Annotated in this window: 14 protein-coding genes; 11 read left to right on the top strand and 3 right to left on the bottom strand. The window is 69.3% G+C overall.

Translation table 11 applies throughout. The features are described from left to right. The first annotated feature begins 18 nt into the window (after positions 1 to 18). A complete protein-coding gene (locus OG246_RS34355; RefSeq protein ID WP_266472424.1) occupies positions 19 to 501 on the top strand; it encodes a GNAT family N-acetyltransferase in 483 nt (160 codons plus the stop codon). A gap of 1 nt (position 502) precedes the next feature. Here OG246_RS34355 and OG246_RS34350 read toward each other — a convergent pair whose 3' ends face one another. Continuing rightward, a complete protein-coding gene (locus OG246_RS34350) occupies positions 503 to 1,864 on the bottom strand; it encodes an amidase (protein ID WP_266472422.1) in 1,362 nt (453 codons plus the stop codon). A gap of 247 nt (positions 1,865 to 2,111) precedes the next feature. Between OG246_RS34350 and OG246_RS34345 the strand changes: the two genes are divergently transcribed. After that, positions 2,112 to 4,451, top strand: a complete 2,340-nt coding sequence (locus OG246_RS34345) for an alpha-L-fucosidase (RefSeq protein ID WP_266472419.1) — start codon at positions 2,112 to 2,114, stop codon at positions 4,449 to 4,451. 43 nt (positions 4,452 to 4,494) lie between these two features. Here the strand turns inward: OG246_RS34345 and OG246_RS34340 are convergent, their stop codons facing one another. Further along, positions 4,495 to 5,538 carry a LacI family DNA-binding transcriptional regulator gene (locus tag OG246_RS34340; RefSeq protein WP_266472417.1) on the bottom strand — a complete coding sequence of 348 codons (1,044 nt, stop codon included), beginning with the start codon at positions 5,536 to 5,538 and terminating at the stop codon, positions 4,495 to 4,497. A 247-nt stretch (positions 5,539 to 5,785) separates the two neighbouring features. Between OG246_RS34340 and OG246_RS34335 the strand changes: the two genes are divergently transcribed. The 6 genes from OG246_RS34335 to OG246_RS34310 are packed head-to-tail and all read left to right on the top strand — an operon-like array spanning position 5,786 to position 15,270. Continuing rightward, positions 5,786 to 7,075, top strand: a complete 1,290-nt coding sequence (locus tag OG246_RS34335) for an ABC transporter substrate-binding protein (protein WP_266472414.1) — start codon at positions 5,786 to 5,788, stop codon at positions 7,073 to 7,075. 6 nt (positions 7,076 to 7,081) lie between these two features. Next, positions 7,082 to 8,014, top strand: a complete 933-nt coding sequence (locus tag OG246_RS34330) for a carbohydrate ABC transporter permease (protein ID WP_266472412.1) — start codon at positions 7,082 to 7,084, stop codon at positions 8,012 to 8,014. After that, positions 8,011 to 8,922 (top strand): carbohydrate ABC transporter permease, encoded by a 912-nt coding sequence (locus OG246_RS34325; protein WP_266472410.1) that lies wholly within the window; start codon positions 8,011 to 8,013, stop codon positions 8,920 to 8,922. Before OG246_RS34330 ends, OG246_RS34325 begins: the two co-directional genes overlap by 4 nt. A gap of 35 nt (positions 8,923 to 8,957) precedes the next feature. Next, positions 8,958 to 10,193 carry a glycosyl hydrolase gene (locus OG246_RS34320; protein ID WP_266472408.1) on the top strand — a complete coding sequence of 412 codons (1,236 nt, stop codon included), beginning with the start codon at positions 8,958 to 8,960 and terminating at the stop codon, positions 10,191 to 10,193. 29 nt (positions 10,194 to 10,222) lie between these two features. Continuing rightward, a complete protein-coding gene (locus OG246_RS34315; protein WP_266472406.1) occupies positions 10,223 to 12,223 on the top strand; it encodes an endo-beta-N-acetylglucosaminidase in 2,001 nt (666 codons plus the stop codon). A gap of 29 nt (positions 12,224 to 12,252) precedes the next feature. Then, positions 12,253 to 15,270, top strand: coding sequence for a glycoside hydrolase family 38 C-terminal domain-containing protein (locus OG246_RS34310; protein ID WP_266472404.1), 3,018 nt, complete (start codon positions 12,253 to 12,255; stop codon positions 15,268 to 15,270). A gap of 8 nt (positions 15,271 to 15,278) precedes the next feature. Here the strand turns inward: OG246_RS34310 and OG246_RS34305 are convergent, their stop codons facing one another. After that, the gene (locus OG246_RS34305) at positions 15,279 to 15,980 is read right to left on the bottom strand and encodes a FadR/GntR family transcriptional regulator (protein ID WP_266472402.1); all 702 of its coding nucleotides are present in this window, start codon (positions 15,978 to 15,980) and stop codon (positions 15,279 to 15,281) included. Positions 15,981 to 16,178: 198 nt separating this feature from the next. Here OG246_RS34305 and OG246_RS34300 point away from each other — a divergent pair, with 198 nt between their 5' ends. The 3 genes from OG246_RS34300 to OG246_RS34290 are packed head-to-tail and all read left to right on the top strand — an operon-like array spanning position 16,179 to position 19,772. Next, positions 16,179 to 17,252, top strand: a complete 1,074-nt coding sequence (locus OG246_RS34300; RefSeq protein ID WP_266472400.1) for a sugar ABC transporter substrate-binding protein — start codon at positions 16,179 to 16,181, stop codon at positions 17,250 to 17,252. Further along, complete coding sequence (locus OG246_RS34295) at positions 17,252 to 18,745, top strand: sugar ABC transporter ATP-binding protein (RefSeq protein WP_266472398.1); 1,494 nt, start codon at positions 17,252 to 17,254, stop codon at positions 18,743 to 18,745. The genes OG246_RS34300 and OG246_RS34295 overlap by 1 nt, the downstream gene beginning before the upstream one ends. After that, positions 18,738 to 19,772, top strand: a complete 1,035-nt coding sequence (locus OG246_RS34290) for an ABC transporter permease (protein WP_266472396.1) — start codon at positions 18,738 to 18,740, stop codon at positions 19,770 to 19,772. Before OG246_RS34295 ends, OG246_RS34290 begins: the two co-directional genes overlap by 8 nt. Positions 19,773 to 19,786 lie beyond the last annotated feature (14 nt).

Below are 19,786 nucleotides of genomic sequence, written 5' to 3'. Positions count from 1 at the left end.
CGTGCCAGACTCACGCCCATGCTGATCAGAGAAGCCGCGGCTGACGACTGGCCGCGGATCTGGCCTTTCTGGCACCGGATCGTCGCCGCCGGAGAGACCTACACCTGGGACCCGGACACCTCCGAGGACGCGGCCCGCGCCCTGTGGATGGCGCCGGGCAAGAGCGTGTACGTCGCAGAGGACGCCACCGGAGCCGTCGTCGGCTCGGCCTTCGTCACCCCCAACTACGGCGGCCCCGCCGACCGGATCGCCAACGCCGGATTCATGGTCGACCCCGAGCACGGCGGGCGGGGCATCGGCCGCGCACTCGCCGGGCACGTCCTCGCCACGGCGAAGGCCGACGGCTACCGAGGCATGGTGTTCAACGCCGTCGTGGAGACCAACCCGGCCGTCGGACTGTGGACTTCGCTCGGCTTCACCATCCTGGGAACCGTGCCCGACGCGTACGAGCACCCCCGGCACGGACGGGTGGGGCTGCACATCATGTACCGGGCGCTGTGACTCAATCCAGCGACGCCGTACGCCGCCACGGGTGCAGTTCCTCCAACTGACCGGCCAGAGCGAGGAGATCGAGCTCGGAACCGGGACGGCCGACAAGTTGTACGGCGCACGGGGCACCGCCCGGCAGTGTGCCGAACGGCACCGACATCGCGGGCCAGCCGGTGAGGTTCCACGGCGGAGTCAGCGGCGAGTAGTTCGTGTTGACCAGCAGATTGCGCAGCCAGCCACGCTTGTGCCAGGCGGCCGCGGCGGGACCCCGCCGGGCCAGCGCCGGCGTGATCAGCACGTCGTGCTCGGCGAAGAACGGCTCCAGACGCCTGCGCAGTTGTTCGCGACGGTCACCTTCGCGAACGCCCTTCACGAAGCGGCGGCCCAAGGCGGCGTGCACGCGAGTGCGCCGGGCGAGCAGGCGCGGGTCGAGGTCCTCGGCGTCCACGGCGGTGCCCGCCGTCCAGTGCGCGAGCGAGGTCGTGCTCAGCCAGAGGGGGTACGGCGGGTCGGCGCGCCGCACCTGGTGACCTGCCCCGGCCAGCAGCTCTGCCGCCTCACGGGCCGCGGCCGTATACGGACGGGTCACCCGTACGCCGACCAGAGGGCTGCGTACGGAGACGGCCACCTTGAGGACTTCCTTGCTTGAGGTCTCCGAGGGGCGTACGGCCTCGGTGGCCGCCTCCGTGCCGGCCAGTACCCCGAACATCAGGCGCGCGTCCTCGACGGTTGTCGCCAGCGGCCCGTTCTCCGACATGCCGAACCAGTCGCCGTGACCGATGCCGGCCGGGACCGTGCCATGGCCCGGCTTCAGCCCGACGAGACCGCAGTTGGCGGCCGGGATGCGCAGCGAGCCCATCCCGTCGTTGCCGAGCGCGATCGGCACCATCCCGGCGGCCACCGCGGCTGCGCTGCCGCCGGAGGAGCCGCCGGCCGTGCGCGAGGTGTCCCACGGGTTGCGGGCGATGCCGTGCACTCCGTCGGTGGTACCGAAGACACAGAGCTCGGGCACGTTTGTCAGACCCACGACCACCGCGCCCGCCGCGCGCAGCCGGGCCACGGTGACATGGTCGTGGTCGGCGGGAGTGTCGGAGGAGGCGGCGGTTCCGTTGCGGTTGGACTCGCCGCGTACAGGGAGGTTGTCCTTGACGGCCACGGGCACACCCGCGAGAGGGAGCCCACTGAGATCACGCGTGGCCAGCTCGTCGGCCTCGGCGAGGGCCGCCTCCGCCCGCAGCGCCCGGAAGGCGCCGACGCGGGCGTCGAGCAGCTCGATCCGGGCGAGGTGTTCGGCCACCACCTCGCGGGGCGTGACCCGCTTCTCCCGTACGGCTGCGGCGATCTCGGCGGCGGTCCGGCCGACCCAGGTGGTCACGGGTGCTCCTTTGTGTACTGGTGAGTAGTACGAGGTGCACTCTGCCCGGGGGTGGGGTGTCACGTCGAGAGCCGGCGGCCCCGGAACTCCGGGGCGGTGTTCCGGGACTTCGCACGGGCGGCGGCCGGTACCCTCGCCGACACGGGAGATCATCCGATCACTCGCTCAACTTCCTTCGCTGCGCGCCCCATTGACAGGGTTTGGTGGCAGCTCGATCATCAGACATCCGATGATTGGGAGCCGCCCCATGAGTACGTATCCAAGACGTCAGGTGCTGGGAGCCGCGGCCGTGGTCGCCGCAGCCGCCACTCTTCCGCTCGCGGGCACGGCCGCTGCGCTGACGGTGGACGAGCGACAGAGCGACTGGGTGCCCGTCCCCGACCCGATACCCGTGCCGCTCGACGCCTACTTCGACAACGATGCCATCGACACTGCCGCCGCCCGTGGCGGGAACTTCGACGGCTCGGGCTACACCTTCCCCGGTGAGGAACTCCCGGCGGGCCCGGTCGAGGTGGACGGCATCGCCTTTGTCTTCCCGTCCGCCGAGGCGGGCGCCAAGAACAACGTGGTCGCCCTCGGTCAGCGCATCGAACTGCCCAAGGGGAGCTACCTGTCCGCCCTGTTCCTCACGGCGGGCAGCTACGGCAATCCGTCGGGCAAGGCCACCGTGCACTACGCGGACGGCTCCACGACGACCGCGGGCCTCGGCGGTTCGGACTGGTACTCGGCGGGAGGCTCGCTGTCGGCCGCGTACCGCTACACGCCTGACGGCAGCAAGGACGAGCACCGCGTCGGCATCGGCGTGGCCGAGGTCTGGATCGACCCGGTGCGCGAGGCTGTCGCCGTCACTCTGCCCACCACCAACCCCGCCGAGGAGAACAAGGCGTCCCTGCACGTCTTCGCCCTCTCCCTTCAACCGGCGGCCCAGGGGCGGGCGTTGGCCCTGCGTGACGCGCACTCCACCTTCTCCCTCCTGGAGTCGAGCGGGGCCCAGAGTGTGGAGGCCACCGTGGTCAACGCCGGCACGGTCGCCGTCCTCGCCGGTGACCGCGTCTCGGTCGGCGTCGACGTGCCGGGCGCCCGCACCGTCGAACCCGCGCGGGTGACGCGGCTGGACCCCGGTGAGCAGGCGCGCGTCCGTGTCGGCATCCGCAACCGTGTGGGCACGGCACCCGGAACGGCGCAGGACGGCAAGGTGGTCGTCAGCGGGCGCGGTGAGCAAGTCGGCGTGAGCAGTCGCGAGTTGACCCTCGGTGTTCCCGACTACCAGACCACCGAAGCTTCACTGACGGGTCATCAGGCGCCGTACTGGTTCCACCGCGCCAAGTTCGGCATCTTCATCCACTGGGGTGTCTACTCGGTGCCCGCCTGGTCGCCGGTCGGCAAGCAGTACGCCGAGTGGTACTGGAACCACATGGAGAGCCCCGACAACGAGGTGTACGCCTATCACCGGGAGACGTACGGCGAGGACTTCGCGTACGACGACTTCATCCCGATGTTCACGGCGGAGAAGTTCAATCCGCGGGCCTGGGTGGAGCTGTTCCGCGACGCGGGCGCGGAGTACCACGTGCTGACCTCGAAACACCATGAGGGCTTCGCGCTGTGGGACACCAAGTTCGCCGACCGCAACTCCGTGAAGATGGGGCCGAAGCGCGATCTGATCCGCGAACTCTTCGACGCCTCCAAGCAGTTCACGCCGGAGCTCAAACGCGGCCTGTACTTCTCGATGCCCGAGTGGTTCAACCCGGACAACCCGTGGATGGGCCACGCCCCGCGCAACCCGTACACCCTGGAGCCGCTTCCCTACACCGGATACACCGCGGGCAAGGACTATGTGAAGGACTATCAGGCCCCGCAGATGCTGGAACTGATCCACGGCTACGATCCGGCCCTGATCTGGTGCGACATCGGTGGCGCGAACGACAGCATCGAGGTACTCGCCGAGTACTTCAACCACGGCAAGAACAGGAGCAAGCCGTACGAGGTGACGGTCAACGACCGCTCGGGGATCGGCTTCCACGACTTCACGACCCCCGAGTACACGACGTACGACAACACCGTCGTCGCCAAGTGGGAGTCCAGCCGCGGCCTCGACCCGCGCAGCTACGGCTACAACAAGGCGACTCCCGACGAGGCCTACATGACCACGGAGGAGGTCGTGCACAGCCTCGTCGACATCGTCTCGAAGAACGGCAACTTCCTCCTCGACATCGGTCCGCGTGCCGACGGCACCATCCCGGAGATCATGGAGACCCGGCTGCGCGAGACCGGCCGGTGGCTGAAGACCAACGGCGAGGCGATCTACGACACGACGTACTGGTCGCGGATGGCGGAGCTCGGCGAGGACCTGCGCTTCACGGTCAAGCAGAACAAGGCCTTCTACATCCACTCGCTCACCGCGCCCGGCAGCAAGCTGACCGTCCAGGCGCCGGTACCGATCCGCAGCGGCGACAAGGTCACCATGCTCGGCTACCACCGGCCTCTGACCTGGTCGGTGAGCAACGGTTCGCTGGTGATCGACGTACCGGAGGCCGCCCGCAAGGCAGGGCAGCACGTGTGGGTGTTCAAGGTGGCTTGGCAGAGCTGAGTCCTGTGGGCGGGGTGGGCGTCGTACGTGACGTCCACCCCCTTCATGCCCCGCGGGGCCCTGTACTGTCCCGCTCGATCAGCCGCGGCACCGGCACCTGCACCGTCCGGGCCGGACCGCCGTCAAGGAGAGCGGTCAGCTCCTGTGCGGCCGTGCGTCCGAACTCGACGGTGTCCCGGGAGAGCGCGGACAGCCACGGCTTGACCATGCGGCACAGCGCGGAGTCCTCCCAGGCCACCACCGAGACGTCGCCCGGCACGGAGAAGCCCAGTTCGGTGGCGGCGGCGACTCCGGCGACGGCCATCACGTCGTTGTCGTAGACCAGCGCGGTCGGCGGGGTGGCGCCCTCAAGGACGCGGCGGGTGGCGGCCGCGCTCTCCGCGTCCGAGTAGTCCGTGGGCACGGAGCGCACCTCCGCCAGTCCCCGACGCTCGGCCTCGGCGCGCAGTGTCCGGATCCGGCGCTCGGTGTGGGCGAGCCCGGGAAGGCCCGCGATGTGCACGATCCGGCGGTGGCCGAGCGCGTACAGCTCGTCCACGAGCGCGGCCATCGCGGCCGCGTCGTCGGCCCAGACGATGGAGAGCCCGGGGTGCCGGGCGTCGGGTACGCCGCCGATGACCACGGCGGGCAGGCCCAGCTCGTCGAGCAGGTCCGGACGCGGATCGTCGACACGCGGGTCGACGACGAGCACTCCGTCCACGCGGTGCTCGGCCCACCAGCGCCGGTAGACCGCGCACTCGGCGGCCACGTCCTCCACCACCTGGAAGAGCAGGCCGAGATGACGCTCCGCCAGCACCTCCTGGATGCCGGAGACGAGCTGCAGGAAGAAGGAGTCGACGCCGAGGGTGTCCGCGGGCCGCGCCAGCACGAAGCCGACCGTGGCCGCGCCCTCCCCGGACAGCGCGCGTGCCGCCGTACTCGGCCGCCAGCCGAGCTGTTCGGCGACCCGGCGCACCCGGTCGCGGGTGATCTCGGAGACCCCCGGCCGGTCGTTGAGCGCGAAGGAGACCGCGCTCTCGGAGACTCCGGCGCGCTGGGCGATGTCCTTCATCGTCGGCCGGCGCGCCGGAGACCGCTTGGCTGGCACCCTTGCTCCCCGTTCTTTCGAGATCTTCTTCCGACGTCATCTGTGGCTGTGTACTAATGCGCTTGAGCTGATGCAATCTAAAGCGCATTAGTGATCGATGGCAAGAGGCAGGCCGCAAGGCTCTGAGCTGCCATGTTGGATGACTAATGAATTTAGTTCGACCGAATCCATTGACTCGCCCCGCGAGTTGCCTGCAAGGTCTGCCCCGGCACTGTTCGCCAACCCGCCGCAAAGGAGCCCGGTCACCGTGCGCAAGCCTCGCAGAGCACTCGCCGCTGCCGCCATCGCCCTCGTCCTGCCGCTGAGCGCTTGCGGTTCCGGTGACGAAGGGAGCGGCTCCACGGACGCCTCCGGCAAGGTCGAGGGCGACATCACCTTCCAGACCTGGAACCTTCAGGCCAACTTCAAGTCGTACTTCGAGGGCGTGATCGCCGACTTCGAGAAGAAGTACCCGGACACGCACGTGAAGTGGATCGACCAGCCCGCCGAGGGCTACGCCGACAAGATCAGCGCGGACGCGGCCGGCGGCACCCTGCCCGACGTCGTGAACGTCTCGCCGGACCTCGTCGCGCCGCTCGCCAAGGCCGGGCTCGCGCTCGACCTCGACAAGGCCGCCTCGAAGTACAAGTCGGAGTATCTGGAGGGCGCCTGGGCCAGCCACCAGATACCGGGCATGACCGGGACGTACGCCTTCCCCTGGTACCTCAACACGGGCCCGCTCTTCTACAACAAGTCACTCTTCGAGGAGGCCGGACTCGACGCCTCGAAGCCGCCGACGACGTACGACGAACTCTTCAGCGACGCCCTGGAGCTGGCGGAGAAGAGCGACGGCAAGGTCGCGACACTCGCCAACGTGCCCACCGTCGAGGACTTCGGCCGCTACGGCGTGGAGCTGATGAACAAGGAGGGCACCGCCTTCTCCTTCAACGACGCCAAGGGGATCGAACTCCTCACCAAGTACAAGGAGTTGTACGACGCGAAGGCGCTGGACTCACAGGCGCTGACCGCGACCCCGGAGTCCTCCGGCAAGAAGTTCCTGACCGGGGCCGTCGCCATGAACCCGGGCAGCGCCCTGGACCTCGAGAACTTCAAGAAGCAGGCGCCGAACCTCTACAAGAACATCGGCATCACGGACCAGATCACCAGCACCGGCAAGGTGAACATGTACGTGATGGGCGTGATGGTGAACTCCCAGACCAAGCACACCCCGGCGGCGGTCGCCTTCGCACACTTCGTCACCGACGCGCAGAACCAGATGTCCTTCGCGAAGCAGGTCGCGATCTTCCCGAGCACCGCCGGATCGCTGGACGACCCGTACTTCACCAAGGAGGACGGGACCGATGTGACACGCGTGCGGGTGGCCGCCGCCAAGTCCCTGAAGAACGCGGTGAATTACACGCCTGTCCTGTTCAGCGACCAGATGAAGACCGAGCTGCGCAACGAGGTCGCCAAGGCGCTCCAGGGCAAGGAGAGCCCGAAGGAAGCTCTTGACAACGCTGTCGAGGCTTGCAACAAGCTGCTCGAACAGCAGGGCTGACCAGACATGGCGAGTTCCTCCACCGTCGACCGCGGAGTCCGGCCCGGGGTGCGCCCTCCGGGCACGCGGGTGCGGCGCCATCTGCCCACCAGCCCCTGGCTGTTCGCCGCCCCCGGGTTCCTGGTCGTAGGCATCTTCATCCTGTACCCGTTCTTCTCCACGCTGGTCAACGCCTTCACGGACCGCCGGACCCTGATCCCCGGCGAGTTCGTGGGCCTGGCCAACTTCCGGGAGCTGCTGCACGACGACATGTTCTGGATCGGGCTGCGCAACAGCACGCTGTACGTCGTCGGGGTCGTCCCCGCGCTCGTCCTGCTGCCGCTGCTGCTCGGCATGCTGGTCCAGAAGAACATCCCCGGCATCGCCTTCTTCCGGTCGGCCTTCTACACCCCGGTCGTCGCGTCGATCGTCGTGGTCGGGCTCATCTGGGTGTGGCTGCTCGACGAACGCGGCCTGGTGAACTCGCTGTTGGAGACGATCGGCGTCGGCAAGGTCGGCTTCCTCAGCGACCAGTGGCTGCTTCTGCTCAGCGCCATGGCCGTCACGGTCTGGAAGGGCCTCGGCTACTACATGATCATTTATCTGGCGGCGCTCGCCAATGTGCCGCGCGAGCTGCATGAGGCCGCGTCGGTGGACGGCGCGGGGGCCGTGCGCCGCTTCTTCACGGTGACCGTTCCCGCGGTCCGCTCCACGATGGTGCTGGTCGGGGCGCTGTCGTCGGTGGCCGCCTTCAAGGTGTTCTCCGAGGTCTATCTGATGGCCGGGCCCGACGGCGGCCCGGCGGGCGAGGACACCACCCTCGTCATGCTCGTCCAGCGCACCGGTACCGGTCTGACCGGCCGCGTCGGCTACGCCTCCGCCATCTCGGTCGTCGTCTTCGTCGTCACCGTCGCGCTGATGCTGCTCGTACTGCGCGCCGACCGGAAGGAGGACGCGTGAGCGTGCTGGAGAAGGTACGTCCGGCCGAGCGGCCGGCGACGCAGGGCAAGCCCCGCCGCCGTGTCACCGACGAGCAGGGCCGCCGCGTACGAACCTGGGAACTCGCCCTGCGCTACCTGCTGTTGCTCGCCGTGCTCGCCCTCACCGTCGGGCCCTTCGTGTGGCAGCTGTCCACCTCGCTCAAGGGCCCGACCGAGGACATCTACACCTCGCCGCCCAAGTTCCTGCCGAGCGACCCGACGCTCCACAACTATCAGCGAGTTGCCGAGACCATCCCCGTCTGGGACTACGCCTTCAACTCGTTGAAGGTCGCGGGCGCCAACGTCGTGACGAACTGCGTCGGTTCGGCCCTCGCGGGCTACGCACTGGCCCGGATGCGCTACCGCGGCCGGCGGGTGGGCACGCTCGTCTTCATCCTCGCGATGCTGGTCCCCGCGGAGAGCATCATCATCGCCCAGTTCACCACCATGCGGGAACTCGGCCTGAACAACACGCTGATCGGTGTGGTGCTCCCCGCCTGCATCAGCTCGATGAACGTCCTGCTGATGCGGAACGCCTTCCTCAACCTCCCTTACGAGATCGAGGAGGCCGCCTACGTCGACGGGGCCAACGCCTGGCAGCGGTTCCTGCGGATCGCGCTGCCGTCGGTGAAGGGCACGCTCGCCGTCGTCGCGATCTTCGCCTTCATGGGCGCCTGGGACGACTTCCTGTGGCCGCTCATCGTGCTCAGCGATCCGTCGAAGTTCACCCTGACCATCGGCCTCAACTATCTGCACGGCACCTTCGCCAACGACGAACGGCTCGTCGCCGCGGGAACGATCATCGCCGTGGCGCCGCTGATCATCCTTTTCGCCTGTCTCCAGCGGTACTTCTTCCGGGGAGTGGGCGAGGGCGCCGTCAAGGGCTGACCTCCCGTGTTCCCGCTCATGAATCAGGATTCTGCATGCCTCGTGCCATGCGCTTCGGCGTCAACTACACCCCGAGCGAAGGGTGGTTCCACCACTGGCTCGACTTCGACCTCGACGCCGTACGCGCCGACCTGGACTCGATCGCCGCGCTCGGCCTGGACCACATCCGTGTCTTTCCGCTGTGGCCCTACTTCCAGCCGAACCGCACCCTGATCCGCCCACGCGCCGTGGAGCAGCTCGTCGCGCTCGCCGACGCCGCCGCTGAACGCGGGCTCGACGTCAACGTGGACGGTCTGCAAGGGCACTTGTCGAGCTTCGACTTCCTGCCCGCGTGGACGCAGACCTGGCACCGGCGGAACATCTTCACCGACCCGGACGTGGTCGAGGGCGAAGCGGAGTACCTGCGGGTGCTCGCCGCCGCGCTCGCCGACCGGCCGAACTTCATCGGCATGACCATCGGCAACGAGGTCAACCAGTTCGCCGCGGGACCGCATCCCGACCCCGATCGCATCACGCCGGACGAGGCAGGAGCCTGGCTTCGGCGGCTGCTCGCCGCCTGCGAGGAGGGCGCGCCCGGCAAGCTCCATCTGCACGCCTCGTACGACGCCGCCTGGTACCAGGACGACCAGCCGTTCACGCCTGAGCACTCGGCCCGGCTCGGCGCGGTCACCGCCGTGCACTCCTGGGTGTTCAACGGCACGGCCCAGCGCCACGGCCGTACGGGCGTCGCCACCGAACACCACGCCGCGTACCTCATCGAGCTGTCCAAGGCCTGGGCGGACGACCCGCACCGACCGGTATGGCTCCAGGAGGTCGGCGCGCCCGCCCCGCTGATCCCGGCCGGGCACGCGGCCGCGTTCACCGAGGCGACCGTCGTGAACGCCCTCGACTGCCCCGACGTCTGGGGCGTCACCTGGTGGTGCTCGCACGACGTCAGCCGCGACCTCGCCGACTTTCCCGAACTCGAGTACAGCCTCGGCCTGTTGACCAACGACAGGCAGGTCAAGCCCGCGGGCCGGACCATCAAGCGGATCATCGAGGAGCGGCGTGTGTACGCACCCGCACCCCGGACCACGGCCCTAGTGGTCGAGACCACTCCGGGCCGCCGTTCGGTCTGCGCACCGGGTGGGCAGGTCTTCGAGGCCTTCGCCCGGCTGACCGCCGACGGAGCCCGCCCCACCACCGTTCTCGCGAGCCGCACCGATGACAAGGAACACCTCGCGGCCCGTGGCATCACCGAAGTCGTCACACCCGATCAGGTCACCGAGTAGCCCGTCCCCACGACCATACGGAGCACACAGTGAACCTCAACAGACGTACCGTCCTGCTCGCCGGAGCCGGAGCAGCTGCGGGACTCGTCCCCGGCCTCTCCGGTACGGCGGTCGCGGCCGCCCGCGACCTCCAGCCGTACGCCTCCTACTGGTACCCCGACTCGCTGCCCGCCGGCACCCCGGGCACCGGTATCACCTGGCGCAGCCTCAAGACCTGGAGCGCCGCGAGCGACGCCGACCTGGCGTTCAACGCGTCGTCCGTGCCACTCGCCGCGCGCTTCACACCGACCCCGGCGAACACGACCGCCCGCTCCGGCCAGGCCCGCATCCAGTCCCTCGTCTCCTTCGGCCCCACGGCGAGCAACCCCTCGCAGGGCGCGGCCACCGCCGACTACTACGCGCTCACCCACTGGTCGTACGTCGACGAACTCATCTTCTGGGGCGGCTCGTCGGGCGAGGGCCTGATCCTCGCCCCGAACGCACCCATCGTGGACGCCGCCCACCGCCACGGGGTGCCGGTCCTCGGCAACATCTTCCTGCCGCCGGTCGCGTACGGCGGACAGCTCCAGTGGACCCGCGACCTGGTCCAGAAGGACGCCGCCGGGCACTACCCGCTGGCAGCCCAACTCGTCGCGGTGGCCGAGGCGTACGGGTTCGACGGCTGGTTCGTGAACCCCGAGACGAGCGGCGGGAACGCCGCGCTCGCCACCGACATGCTCGGCTTCCTGAAGGAGCTCAAGGCGCTCGGCACGGCGAAGGGCCAGCGCGTCACCTGGTACGACTCGATGACCGTCGGCGGCTCGGTGAGCTGGCAGGGCGCCCTGAACAGCCAGAACCAGACCTTCTTCCAGTCCGCCGACTCCATGTTCATCGACTTCCGCTGGTCGCAGAGCACCCTGGCATCGTCGGGGACGCTGGCCCAGCAACTTGGGCGCAGCCGCTACGAGTTGTGGGCGGGCGTCGATGTGGAGGCCAGCGGCACGAGCAAGGTCGTCAACTGGAACGCCATCGTGCCGACCACCGCGGCCCATGTCACCTCCATCGGCTTCTACCGGCCCGAATGGACCCGCAACCACCTGCCCGCGAGCCGCACACCCGGTGACTTCCACGCCTCCGACGACCTGTTCTGGACCGGCGCCACCCTCGACCCGTCCAAGCCCAACACGACGGCCAGTTGGCGCGCCCCGGCCGTCTCCGTCGCCGACCGCTCGACCGTCACCTCAGTGCCCTTCGCGACGGTCTTCAACACCGGCCACGGTCTGAAGTGGTACGAGAACGGCGCGGCCACCTCGCAAGCCGCCTGGAACCATCTCGGTCTCCAGGACCGGCTTCCGTCCCGCCGCTGGGTCGTGCGGACAACGGGCCAACGCCCCGCCGTCACCTTCGACTTCGCGGACGCCTGGCGCGGCGGCAGCAGCCTTCTCGTCGACGGCGCCCTCGACGCCCCGGCCACACTGGACCTGTACTCGACAAGGCTGCCGCTCGGCGCGGACACGATGGTCGAACTGACCCACCGCGCCGACACCGGCGGTGTCCAGGTCGAGCTGGCCGTCGCCACCGCCGAGCCGGACACGGCGGGCGGGGCGCCCCCGTACACGTACTTCCCGCTGAGCACGGGCTCCGGCTGGGTGACCTCGACCGTGCGGCTGACAGGGCTGTCGGGGGAGATACGCGCCCTGGGCGTGCGGCTCACCGCCACCAGCGGTCCGGTGCGCTGGCGGCTGGGCGGGCTCGCCGTCCGGGATGCGGTGGTGACCCCCGCCGCGCCCACCGGCCTGCGCGTCACGGACGCCGACGGAGGCAGCCTGCGCTTCGCCTGGGACGGCGCCCCCGGTCCCGTACGCCACTACGAGCTGTACCGGACGTTCCCCGACGGCACGCGCCGCTTCCTCGGCGGCACCTGCCAGAGCGCGTTCTACGTCGGCGGCCTCGTCCCCGAGCAGGGAGAGACCGCCGCACGGTTCGAACTGCGCTCGGTGGGGGAGCTGTTCACCGTCTCGACCGCCAGTACGACCACGCACACCTGGTAGCCCGCACCCACACCCCACGGAGCACTCTCATGCATGACGACCGCACCCTGGTCGAACGCCGCCTCAAGCGCGTCCTCGACGAGCGCATTCGACCCGCCGTGTACCCCGAGTCCGTGCCGCTGGAGGTGGCGGTCTGGCACGCGCCGGGCGAGCCGGTTCCGGTGGCGGAAGGACTCGCCGCCCGGACGGAGCCGATCGAGGCGGGCGCACGCTGGGGTGCTCCGTGGGGCACCAGCTGGTTCCGCGTCACCGGGACCGTTCCGGAGGCGTGGGCCGGGAAGACCGTCGAGGCGCTCCTCGACCTCGGCTTCGACGAGAACATGCCCGGCTTCCAGTGCGAAGGGCTCGTCTACCGGCCCGACGGGACCCCGGTGAAGGGCCTGAACCCGCGCAACCAGTGGGTCCGCATAGGCGCCCCGGTAGAGGGCGGCGAGGAGGTCAGGCTGCACATCGAGGCCGCCTCCAACCCGGTCATCCTCGACTACCACCCCTTCCTGCCCACGCAGTTGGGCGACAAGGAGACGGCGGGCAGCGAGCCGCAGTACAAGCTGGAGCGGATGGACCTAGCCGTCTTCGACGAGACCGTGTGGCACCTCGTCCTCGACCTGGAGGTGCTCGGCGAGCTGATGGCCGAACTGCCGGTGGAGTCCGCCCGGCGCTGGGACATCCTGCGGGCGGTGGACCGGGCGCTCGACGCGGTCGACCTCCAGGACGTCAACAGCACGGCGGACGCGGCACGTTCACGGCTCGCCGGAGTGCTGGCCGAACCCGCCGTGCCCTCCGCGCACCGCATCAGCGCCGTCGGGCACGCGCACATCGACTCGGCGTGGCTGTGGCCGTTGCGCGAGACGGTCCGCAAGGTGGCCCGGACGACCTCCAACATGACCGCCCTCATCGAGGACGAGCCGGACTTCATCTTCGCCATGTCCCAGGCCCAGCAGTGGGCGTGGGTGAAGGAGCACCGGCCCGAGGTGTGGGCGAAGGTCAAGAAGGCCGTCGCCGACGGGCGGTTCGTGCCCGCGGGCGGAATGTGGGTCGAGTCGGACACGAACATGCCGGGCTCGGAGGCGATGGCCCGTCAGTTCGTGCACGGGAAGCGGTTCTTCCTCGACGAGTTCGGCATCGAGAACGACGAGGCCTGGCTGCCCGACACCTTCGGCTTCGCCGCCGGGCTGCCGCAGATCATCAAGGCGGCCGGCTCCAAGTGGCTGCTGACGCAGAAGATCTCCTGGTCGCAGACCAACAAGTTCCCCCACCACACCTTCCAGTGGGAAGGCATCGACGGCACCCGCATCTTCACGCACTTCCCGCCCGTCGACACCTACAACTGCTCCATGAAGGGCAGCGAGATCGCCCACGCGGCGAGCAACTTCAAGGACAAGGGCGTCGCCCGGCACTCCCTCGCCCCCACCGGCTGGGGCGACGGAGGCGGCGGCACGACGCGGGAGATGATCGCGAAGGCGGCGCGGCTGAAGGACCTCGAAGGCTCCGCGACGGTGACGTGGGAGACGCCCGGGGAGTTCTTCCAGAAGGCGGAGGCCGAGTACCCCAACGCCCCCGTGTGGGTCGGCGAGTTGTACCTCGAACTCCACCGCGCCACGCTCACCAGCCAGGCGAAGACCAAGCAGGGCAACCGGCGCAGCGAACACCTCCTGCGCGAGGCCGAACTGTGGGCGGCGACAGCAGCCGTACGGACCGGATCCCCCTATCCGTACGAGGAGTTGGACCGCATCTGGAAGACGGTCCTGCTCCACCAGTTCCACGACATCCTGCCCGGCTCCTCCATCGCCTGGGTGCACCGGGAGGCCCGCGCCACCTACGAGCGCCTCGCCGGCGAGCTGAACGCGATCATCGACGCGGCCCAGCGCGCCCTGGCGGGCGAGGGCTCGGCGGCCCTCGTCTTCAACTCGGCGCCGCACCATCGTGACGGCGTCCCGGCGGGCGGCGCGCGGACCCCGGCAATCGACGGCAGCACCGCACTCGCACCTCGCGTCGACGGCGGATTCGTCCTCGACAACGGGCTGTTGCGGGTCGAAATCGACGCGCGGGGTCTCGTCGTATCGGCGTACGACATCGAAGCCGAGCGGGAGACGGTCGCGCCCGGTCAGGCCGCGAACCTGCTCCAGCTCCACCCCGACTTCCCGAACATGTGGGACGCCTGGGACGTGGACGAGTTCTACCGCAACACGGTCACCGACCTGGTCGACGCGGAAGAGGTCGTGCCCGGTGACGACGGCGTGTCGGTCCGGATCGTACGGTCCTTCGGCGCGTCGCGGGTCACCCAGGTGCTGTCCCTCGCACCGGGGGAGCGGCGGCTCGGCATCGACACCGAGGTCGACTGGCAGGAGACGGAGAAGTTCCTGAAGCTGGCCTTCCCGCTCGACGTGCACGCCGAAAGGTACGCGTCCGAAACGCAGTTCGGGCACTTCTACCGGCCCACGCACACCAACACGAGCTGGGAGGCGGCCAAGTTCGAGGCGTGCAACCACCGGTTCGTGCACATCGAGGAACCGGGGTGGGGCGTCGCACTCGTCAACGACTCGACGTACGGGCACGACGTGACCCGTTCCGTCCGCGACACCGACTCCGGTACGACCACCACCGTGCGCGTCTCGCTGCTCCGGGCCCCGCGCTTCCCCGACCCCGAGACCGACCAGGGCGTCCACCGCTTCCGGCACGCTCTGGTGCCCGGCGCTGGGATCGGGGACGCCGTGCGCGAGGGCTGGCGGATCAACCTGCCGGAGAGGCGCCTGACCGGCTCCCAGGAGGTCGCACCGCTGGTGACCGTCGACCAGGACGCCGTCGTCGTGACGGCGCTCAAACTGGCCGACGACGGCAGCGGTGACGTGATCGTCCGCTTCCACGAGTCACGCGGCGCTCGTACGCGCGCCACGCTGACGACGGGCTTCGAGGTTGCCGGAGTGACGGTGACCGACCTGCTGGAGCGGCCGTTGGCTGACGCGGCGGCACCCGGGCGCGACGGCGACCGGATCACCTTGCGGCTGCGTGCCTTCGAGTTGGTGACGCTACGGCTGACACGAGCCTGAGCAACCTGTCATGACGTGAGCTGGGAGCGTAGCCACTGCTCCACCTCACCCACGTGCGCGGCGGCGGCCGCCCTGGCCGCCTCCGGGTCGTGCGCGACGAGCGCCCGGTGAATCGCCGCGTGCTCGCGCCGCGTGCGTTCGAAGGCACCCTCCTCCTGGTAGCCGCGCCAGACCCGGGCGCGGAAGGTGCGTGAGGAGAGGCCCTCCAGGATGGCCGCCATCGTCTCGTTGCCGGCCGCGCCCGCGATGGCGCGGTGGAAGGCGAGGTCGTGCGAGAGGATCTCCTCCGGATCGTCCGTCGCGTTCATCGCCGCCAGGTGTTTCTCCACGTCGGCGAGCTGGTCCTCGGTGATCCGGGCGGCGGCCAGCGCGGTCGCCGTCGACTCCAGGATCCGGCGGATCTCCAGCAGCTCGACCAGCCGGGGGCCCCGGGACAGATCGGCCACCACACCGAAGGTCTCCAGGAGGTCCCCGGCCTCCAGCTGCGTGACGTAGATGCCCGAACCGTGCCGCGCCTCCAGAACGCCGAGGACGGTGAGCGCACGGATCGCCTCGCGCATCGAGCTGCGGGACATGCCCAGCTGGGCGGCGAGATCGCGCTCGGTGGGCAGCCGCTGCCCCGGCTCCAGACTGCCCTCGCCGATCATCGCCTTGATCCGCTCGATGGCGCGCTGCGTCACGGTGCCCTTCTGCGGGGCGGGCTCGTCCACGCGATTTCCTCCTGTTGCCGGATGCGCCGCAGTCTAACCAGGCAAGTGGTCGGACCACTACGGCTCGAAACCGTGAAAATTTGGCGTCGAGGGGTGTTGTGACCCCGAAGTGGTCTGATAAATATTCGTCGCGGCGGCTGGAAGAGGGACCCTCCGGCCACGCGTCCTGCTCGATCTCGCTCAATGAGGAGCCGTCAGATGGCCGGCAGAACTGTGCGTAACAGGCGAAACTCGTCGCGAGCGGTGCGTGCGGCGGCTGCGGCCGCGTGCGCCACCCTCGTGCTCGGGGCTTGCGGCAGCACCAAGGACACCGTCGCCTCAGGTGACGGAGCAGGCGACGGCACCGGCAAGGTCGGGGTGATCCTGCCCCTGCTGACCTCGCCGTTCTGGCAGTCGTACAACGACTATGTGCCGAAGATGGCGGAGTCCGAGGGCGTGAACGCGCTCAAGACCGTCAACTCCAACAGCGACCCGTCGCAGCAGATCACCGACATCAACAACCAGCTCAACCAGGGCGTCAAGGGCATAGTCGTGGCCCCCCTCGACAGCGCCGCGATCGCCGCGGGCCTCGACCAGGCCGAGCGCAAGGGCGTCCCGGTGGTCGCCGTCGACGTGGCGCCCGAGAAGGGCAAGGTCGCCATGGTCGTCCGCGCCAACAACGTGGCTTACGGCGAGAAGGCCTGCGACTACCTCGGTGAGCAGGTCAAGTCCGGCAAGGTCGTGCAGATCATGGGTGACCTGGCGTCCGTCAACGGCCGTGACCGCTCGGAGGCCTTCCGCTCCTGCGTGAAGGAGAAGTACCCGAAGCTGTCGGTCCTGGAGATACCGGCGAAGTGGGAGTCCGACACCGCCGCCTCCAAGCTGGACACCCTCCTGAACGCCAACCCCGACATCAAGGGCATCTACATGCAGGCGGGCGGCGTCTACCTGGCGCCCACCCTGCAGACCCTCAAGTCCAAGGGAATGCTGAAGACGGTCGGCCAGGCGGGCCACATCACGATCGTCTCGAACGACGGCATCCCGCAGGAGTACGACGCCATCCGCAAGGGCCAGATAGACGCCACCGTCTCGCAGCCCGCCGACCTGTACGCCAAGTACGGCATGTACTACATCAAGGCGGCGATGCAGGGGAAGACGTTCAAGCCCGGCCCGACCGACCACGACTCCGAGATCGTCAAGCTGCCCAGCGGGATCCTCGAGGACCAGCTGCCCGCGCCGCTGGTGACCAAGGACAACGTGGACGACGCCTCACTCTGGGGCAACACGGTCTGATGAGTACACCACTGGTGGAGGCACGGGGGGTGGCCAAGCGGTACGGCCCCACCGTCGCCCTCCAAGACGGCCAACTCACTGTCCTCCCCGGTGAGTCGCATGCTCTCGTCGGCCGCAACGGCGCGGGCAAGTCCACCCTCGTCACCATCCTCACCGGCCTCCAGGCCCCCGACGAGGGCACCGTCCGCTTCGACGGCGAGCCGGCGCCCGCGCTCGCCGACCGCGACGCCTGGCGCCGCAAGGTGGCCTGCGTCTACCAGAAGCCCACCGTCGTACCGGAGTTGACGGTCGCCGAGAACCTCTTCATCAACCGTCAGCCGACGGGCCGCGGCGGCCTCATCAGCTGGCGCAGGCTGAGGTCCGAGGCGGCGGAGGTCCTGGAGACCTGGGACGTGCACGTCGACCCGGAGGCGCGCACGGCCGACCTCAAGGTCGAGGACCGCCAAATGGTGGAGATCGCACGGGCGTTGAGCTTCGGCGCCCGCTTCATCATCCTCGACGAGCCGACCGCGCAGCTCGACAACCGCGAGATCGAGCGGCTCTTCACCCGCATGCGCGCACTCCAGGACTCCGGCGTCACCTTCCTGTTCATCTCGCACCACCTCCAGGAGGTGTACGAGGTGTGCCAGACGGTGACGGTCCTGCGCGACGCCCGCTGGATCACCACCGCGCCGGTCGCCGAACTCCCGCGCCCGGCACTGGTGGAGGCCATGGCGGGCGAGGCGATCGCCGAGAAGTCCGTGCAGATCAGGAGGACGGACCGTGAGGCGCCGGTCATCCTGGATGCCAAGGGGCTCACATCGGAGTCGTACGAGAGTGTCGATCTGACCGTCCGCAGCGGTGAGGTCGTCGGCCTCGCCGGCTCCAGCGGCAGCGGGAAGATCGAGCTGGCCGAGTCCTTCGCCGGACTGCACACACCGACCGGCGGAAGCGCTCAACTCGACGGCAAGGGGCTCCCGTTCGGTGACGTGCGGGCCACACTCAAGGCGGGCGTCGGCTTCGTCCCGCGCGACCGGCACGACCAGGGACTCGTCTCCGGGATGAGCATCGGCGACAACGCCACCATGACCGTCCTGAACCGTCTCGGCCGCTACGGCTTCATCGGCACCGACCGCAAACGCGGCTTCGCCACCGAGCTGATCGACCGCCTCGACATCCACACCGAGGGCCCCGAGCAGCCTGTCTCCGACCTCTCCGGAGGCAACGCGCAGAAGGTCGTCATGGCCCGCGCGCTCGCCTCCGACCCGCGCCTTCTCGTCCTCATCAACCCCACCGCGGGCGTCGACGTGAAGTCCAAGGAGTCCCTGCTGTCCCGCATGGACAGCGCCCGCGAGGACGGCACCGCCGTGCTCGTCGTCTCCGACGAACTCGACGACCTGCGCCGCTGCGACCGGGTCCTCGTCCTCTTCCACGGCCGCGTCGTCGCCGAGCACCCGGCGGGCTGGCACGACCACGAGCTGATCGCCTCCATCGAAGGAGTGGACCATGGCTGACACGAAGGCCCCGTCGGCCTCGACCGCCACCCCCGTACGCGTGCCCGACCCCCGCGCAGCCAAGACGGTAATGCTCCGCCGGGCCCGCGAACTCGCCCTCGTTCCCGCCCTGTTGCTGCTCGTCATCCTCGGCGCGTTCGTCAACGACTCCTTCCTCACTGAGCGCAACCTGATCTCCATCCTGGGCGCCTCCGCGGCGCTCGCCATGGTGGTGCTCGCCGAGTCGCTCGTCCTCATCACCGGCAAGTTCGACCTGTCCCTCGAGTCGGTCGTCGGCATCGCGCCGGCCGTCGGCGCGCTCCTGGTGCTGCCCGCCGCGCAGTCCGGCTGGGGCACGGAGTTCCCCGCCGTGTTCGCCCTGCTCGCGATCCTCGTGGTGGGCGGGGTCGTCGGCGCCTTCAACGGCATCCTGGTCGTGAAGTTCAAGCTCAACGCCTTCATCGTCACCCTCGCGATGCTGATCGTCCTGCGCGGGCTGCTGGTCGGCGCCACCGAGGGCAAGACGCTCTTCGGGATGCCCGACTCGTTCTTCTCGCTGGCCACCACCACGTTCCTGAGCATCCCGATGTCCGTGTGGCTGGCCGCCGTGGCCTTCGGTGTCGCGGGCCTGATCCTCAAGTACCACCGCATCGGCCGCGCCCTGTACGCCATCGGCGGCAACGCGGACGCGGCCCGGGCGGCCGGTATCCGGGTCGAACGCGTGATGCTCGGCGTCTTCGTCGTCGCGGGAGTCCTCGCCGCCGCCGGCGGGATCATGCAGACCGGCTATGTGGGCGCGATCAGCGCCAACCAGGGCAACAACATGATCTTCACGGTGTTCGCGGCCGCGGTCATCGGCGGTATCAGCCTCGACGGCGGCAAGGGCACCATGTTCGGTGCCCTCACCGGTGTCCTGCTGCTCGGCGTCGTACAGAACCTGCTCACGCTCGCCCAGGTGCCGTCCTTCTGGATCCAGGCCATCTACGGCGGAATCATCCTGGTCGCCCTGATGATCGCCCGCGTCACCACGGGCCGCGCCCAGGACTGACGCGCCCAGGACTG

The organism is Streptomyces sp. NBC_00620 (genome assembly GCF_026341825.1).
GTDB lineage: Bacteria > Actinomycetota > Actinomycetes > Streptomycetales > Streptomycetaceae > Streptomyces.
This window is presented reverse-complemented; position numbering and strand designations above follow the sequence as displayed.

Bases quoted from the DNA above. Each gene is read 5' to 3' on its own strand.
- OG246_RS34355 (WP_266472424.1), top strand. From the start codon at position 19: ATGCTGATCAGAGAAGCCGCGGCTGACGACTGGCCGCGGATCTGGCCT.
- OG246_RS34300 (WP_266472400.1), top strand. From the start codon at position 16,179: ATGGCCGGCAGAACTGTGCGTAACAGGCGAAACTCGTCGCGAGCGGTG.
- OG246_RS34310 (WP_266472404.1), top strand. From the start codon at position 12,253: ATGCATGACGACCGCACCCTGGTCGAACGCCGCCTCAAGCGCGTCCTC.
- OG246_RS34290 (WP_266472396.1), top strand. From the start codon at position 18,738: ATGGCTGACACGAAGGCCCCGTCGGCCTCGACCGCCACCCCCGTACGC.
- OG246_RS34330 (WP_266472412.1), top strand. From the start codon at position 7,082: ATGGCGAGTTCCTCCACCGTCGACCGCGGAGTCCGGCCCGGGGTGCGC.
- OG246_RS34295 (WP_266472398.1), top strand. From the start codon at position 17,252: ATGAGTACACCACTGGTGGAGGCACGGGGGGTGGCCAAGCGGTACGGC.
- OG246_RS34345 (WP_266472419.1), top strand. From the start codon at position 2,112: ATGAGTACGTATCCAAGACGTCAGGTGCTGGGAGCCGCGGCCGTGGTC.
- OG246_RS34320 (WP_266472408.1), top strand. From the start codon at position 8,958: ATGCCTCGTGCCATGCGCTTCGGCGTCAACTACACCCCGAGCGAAGGG.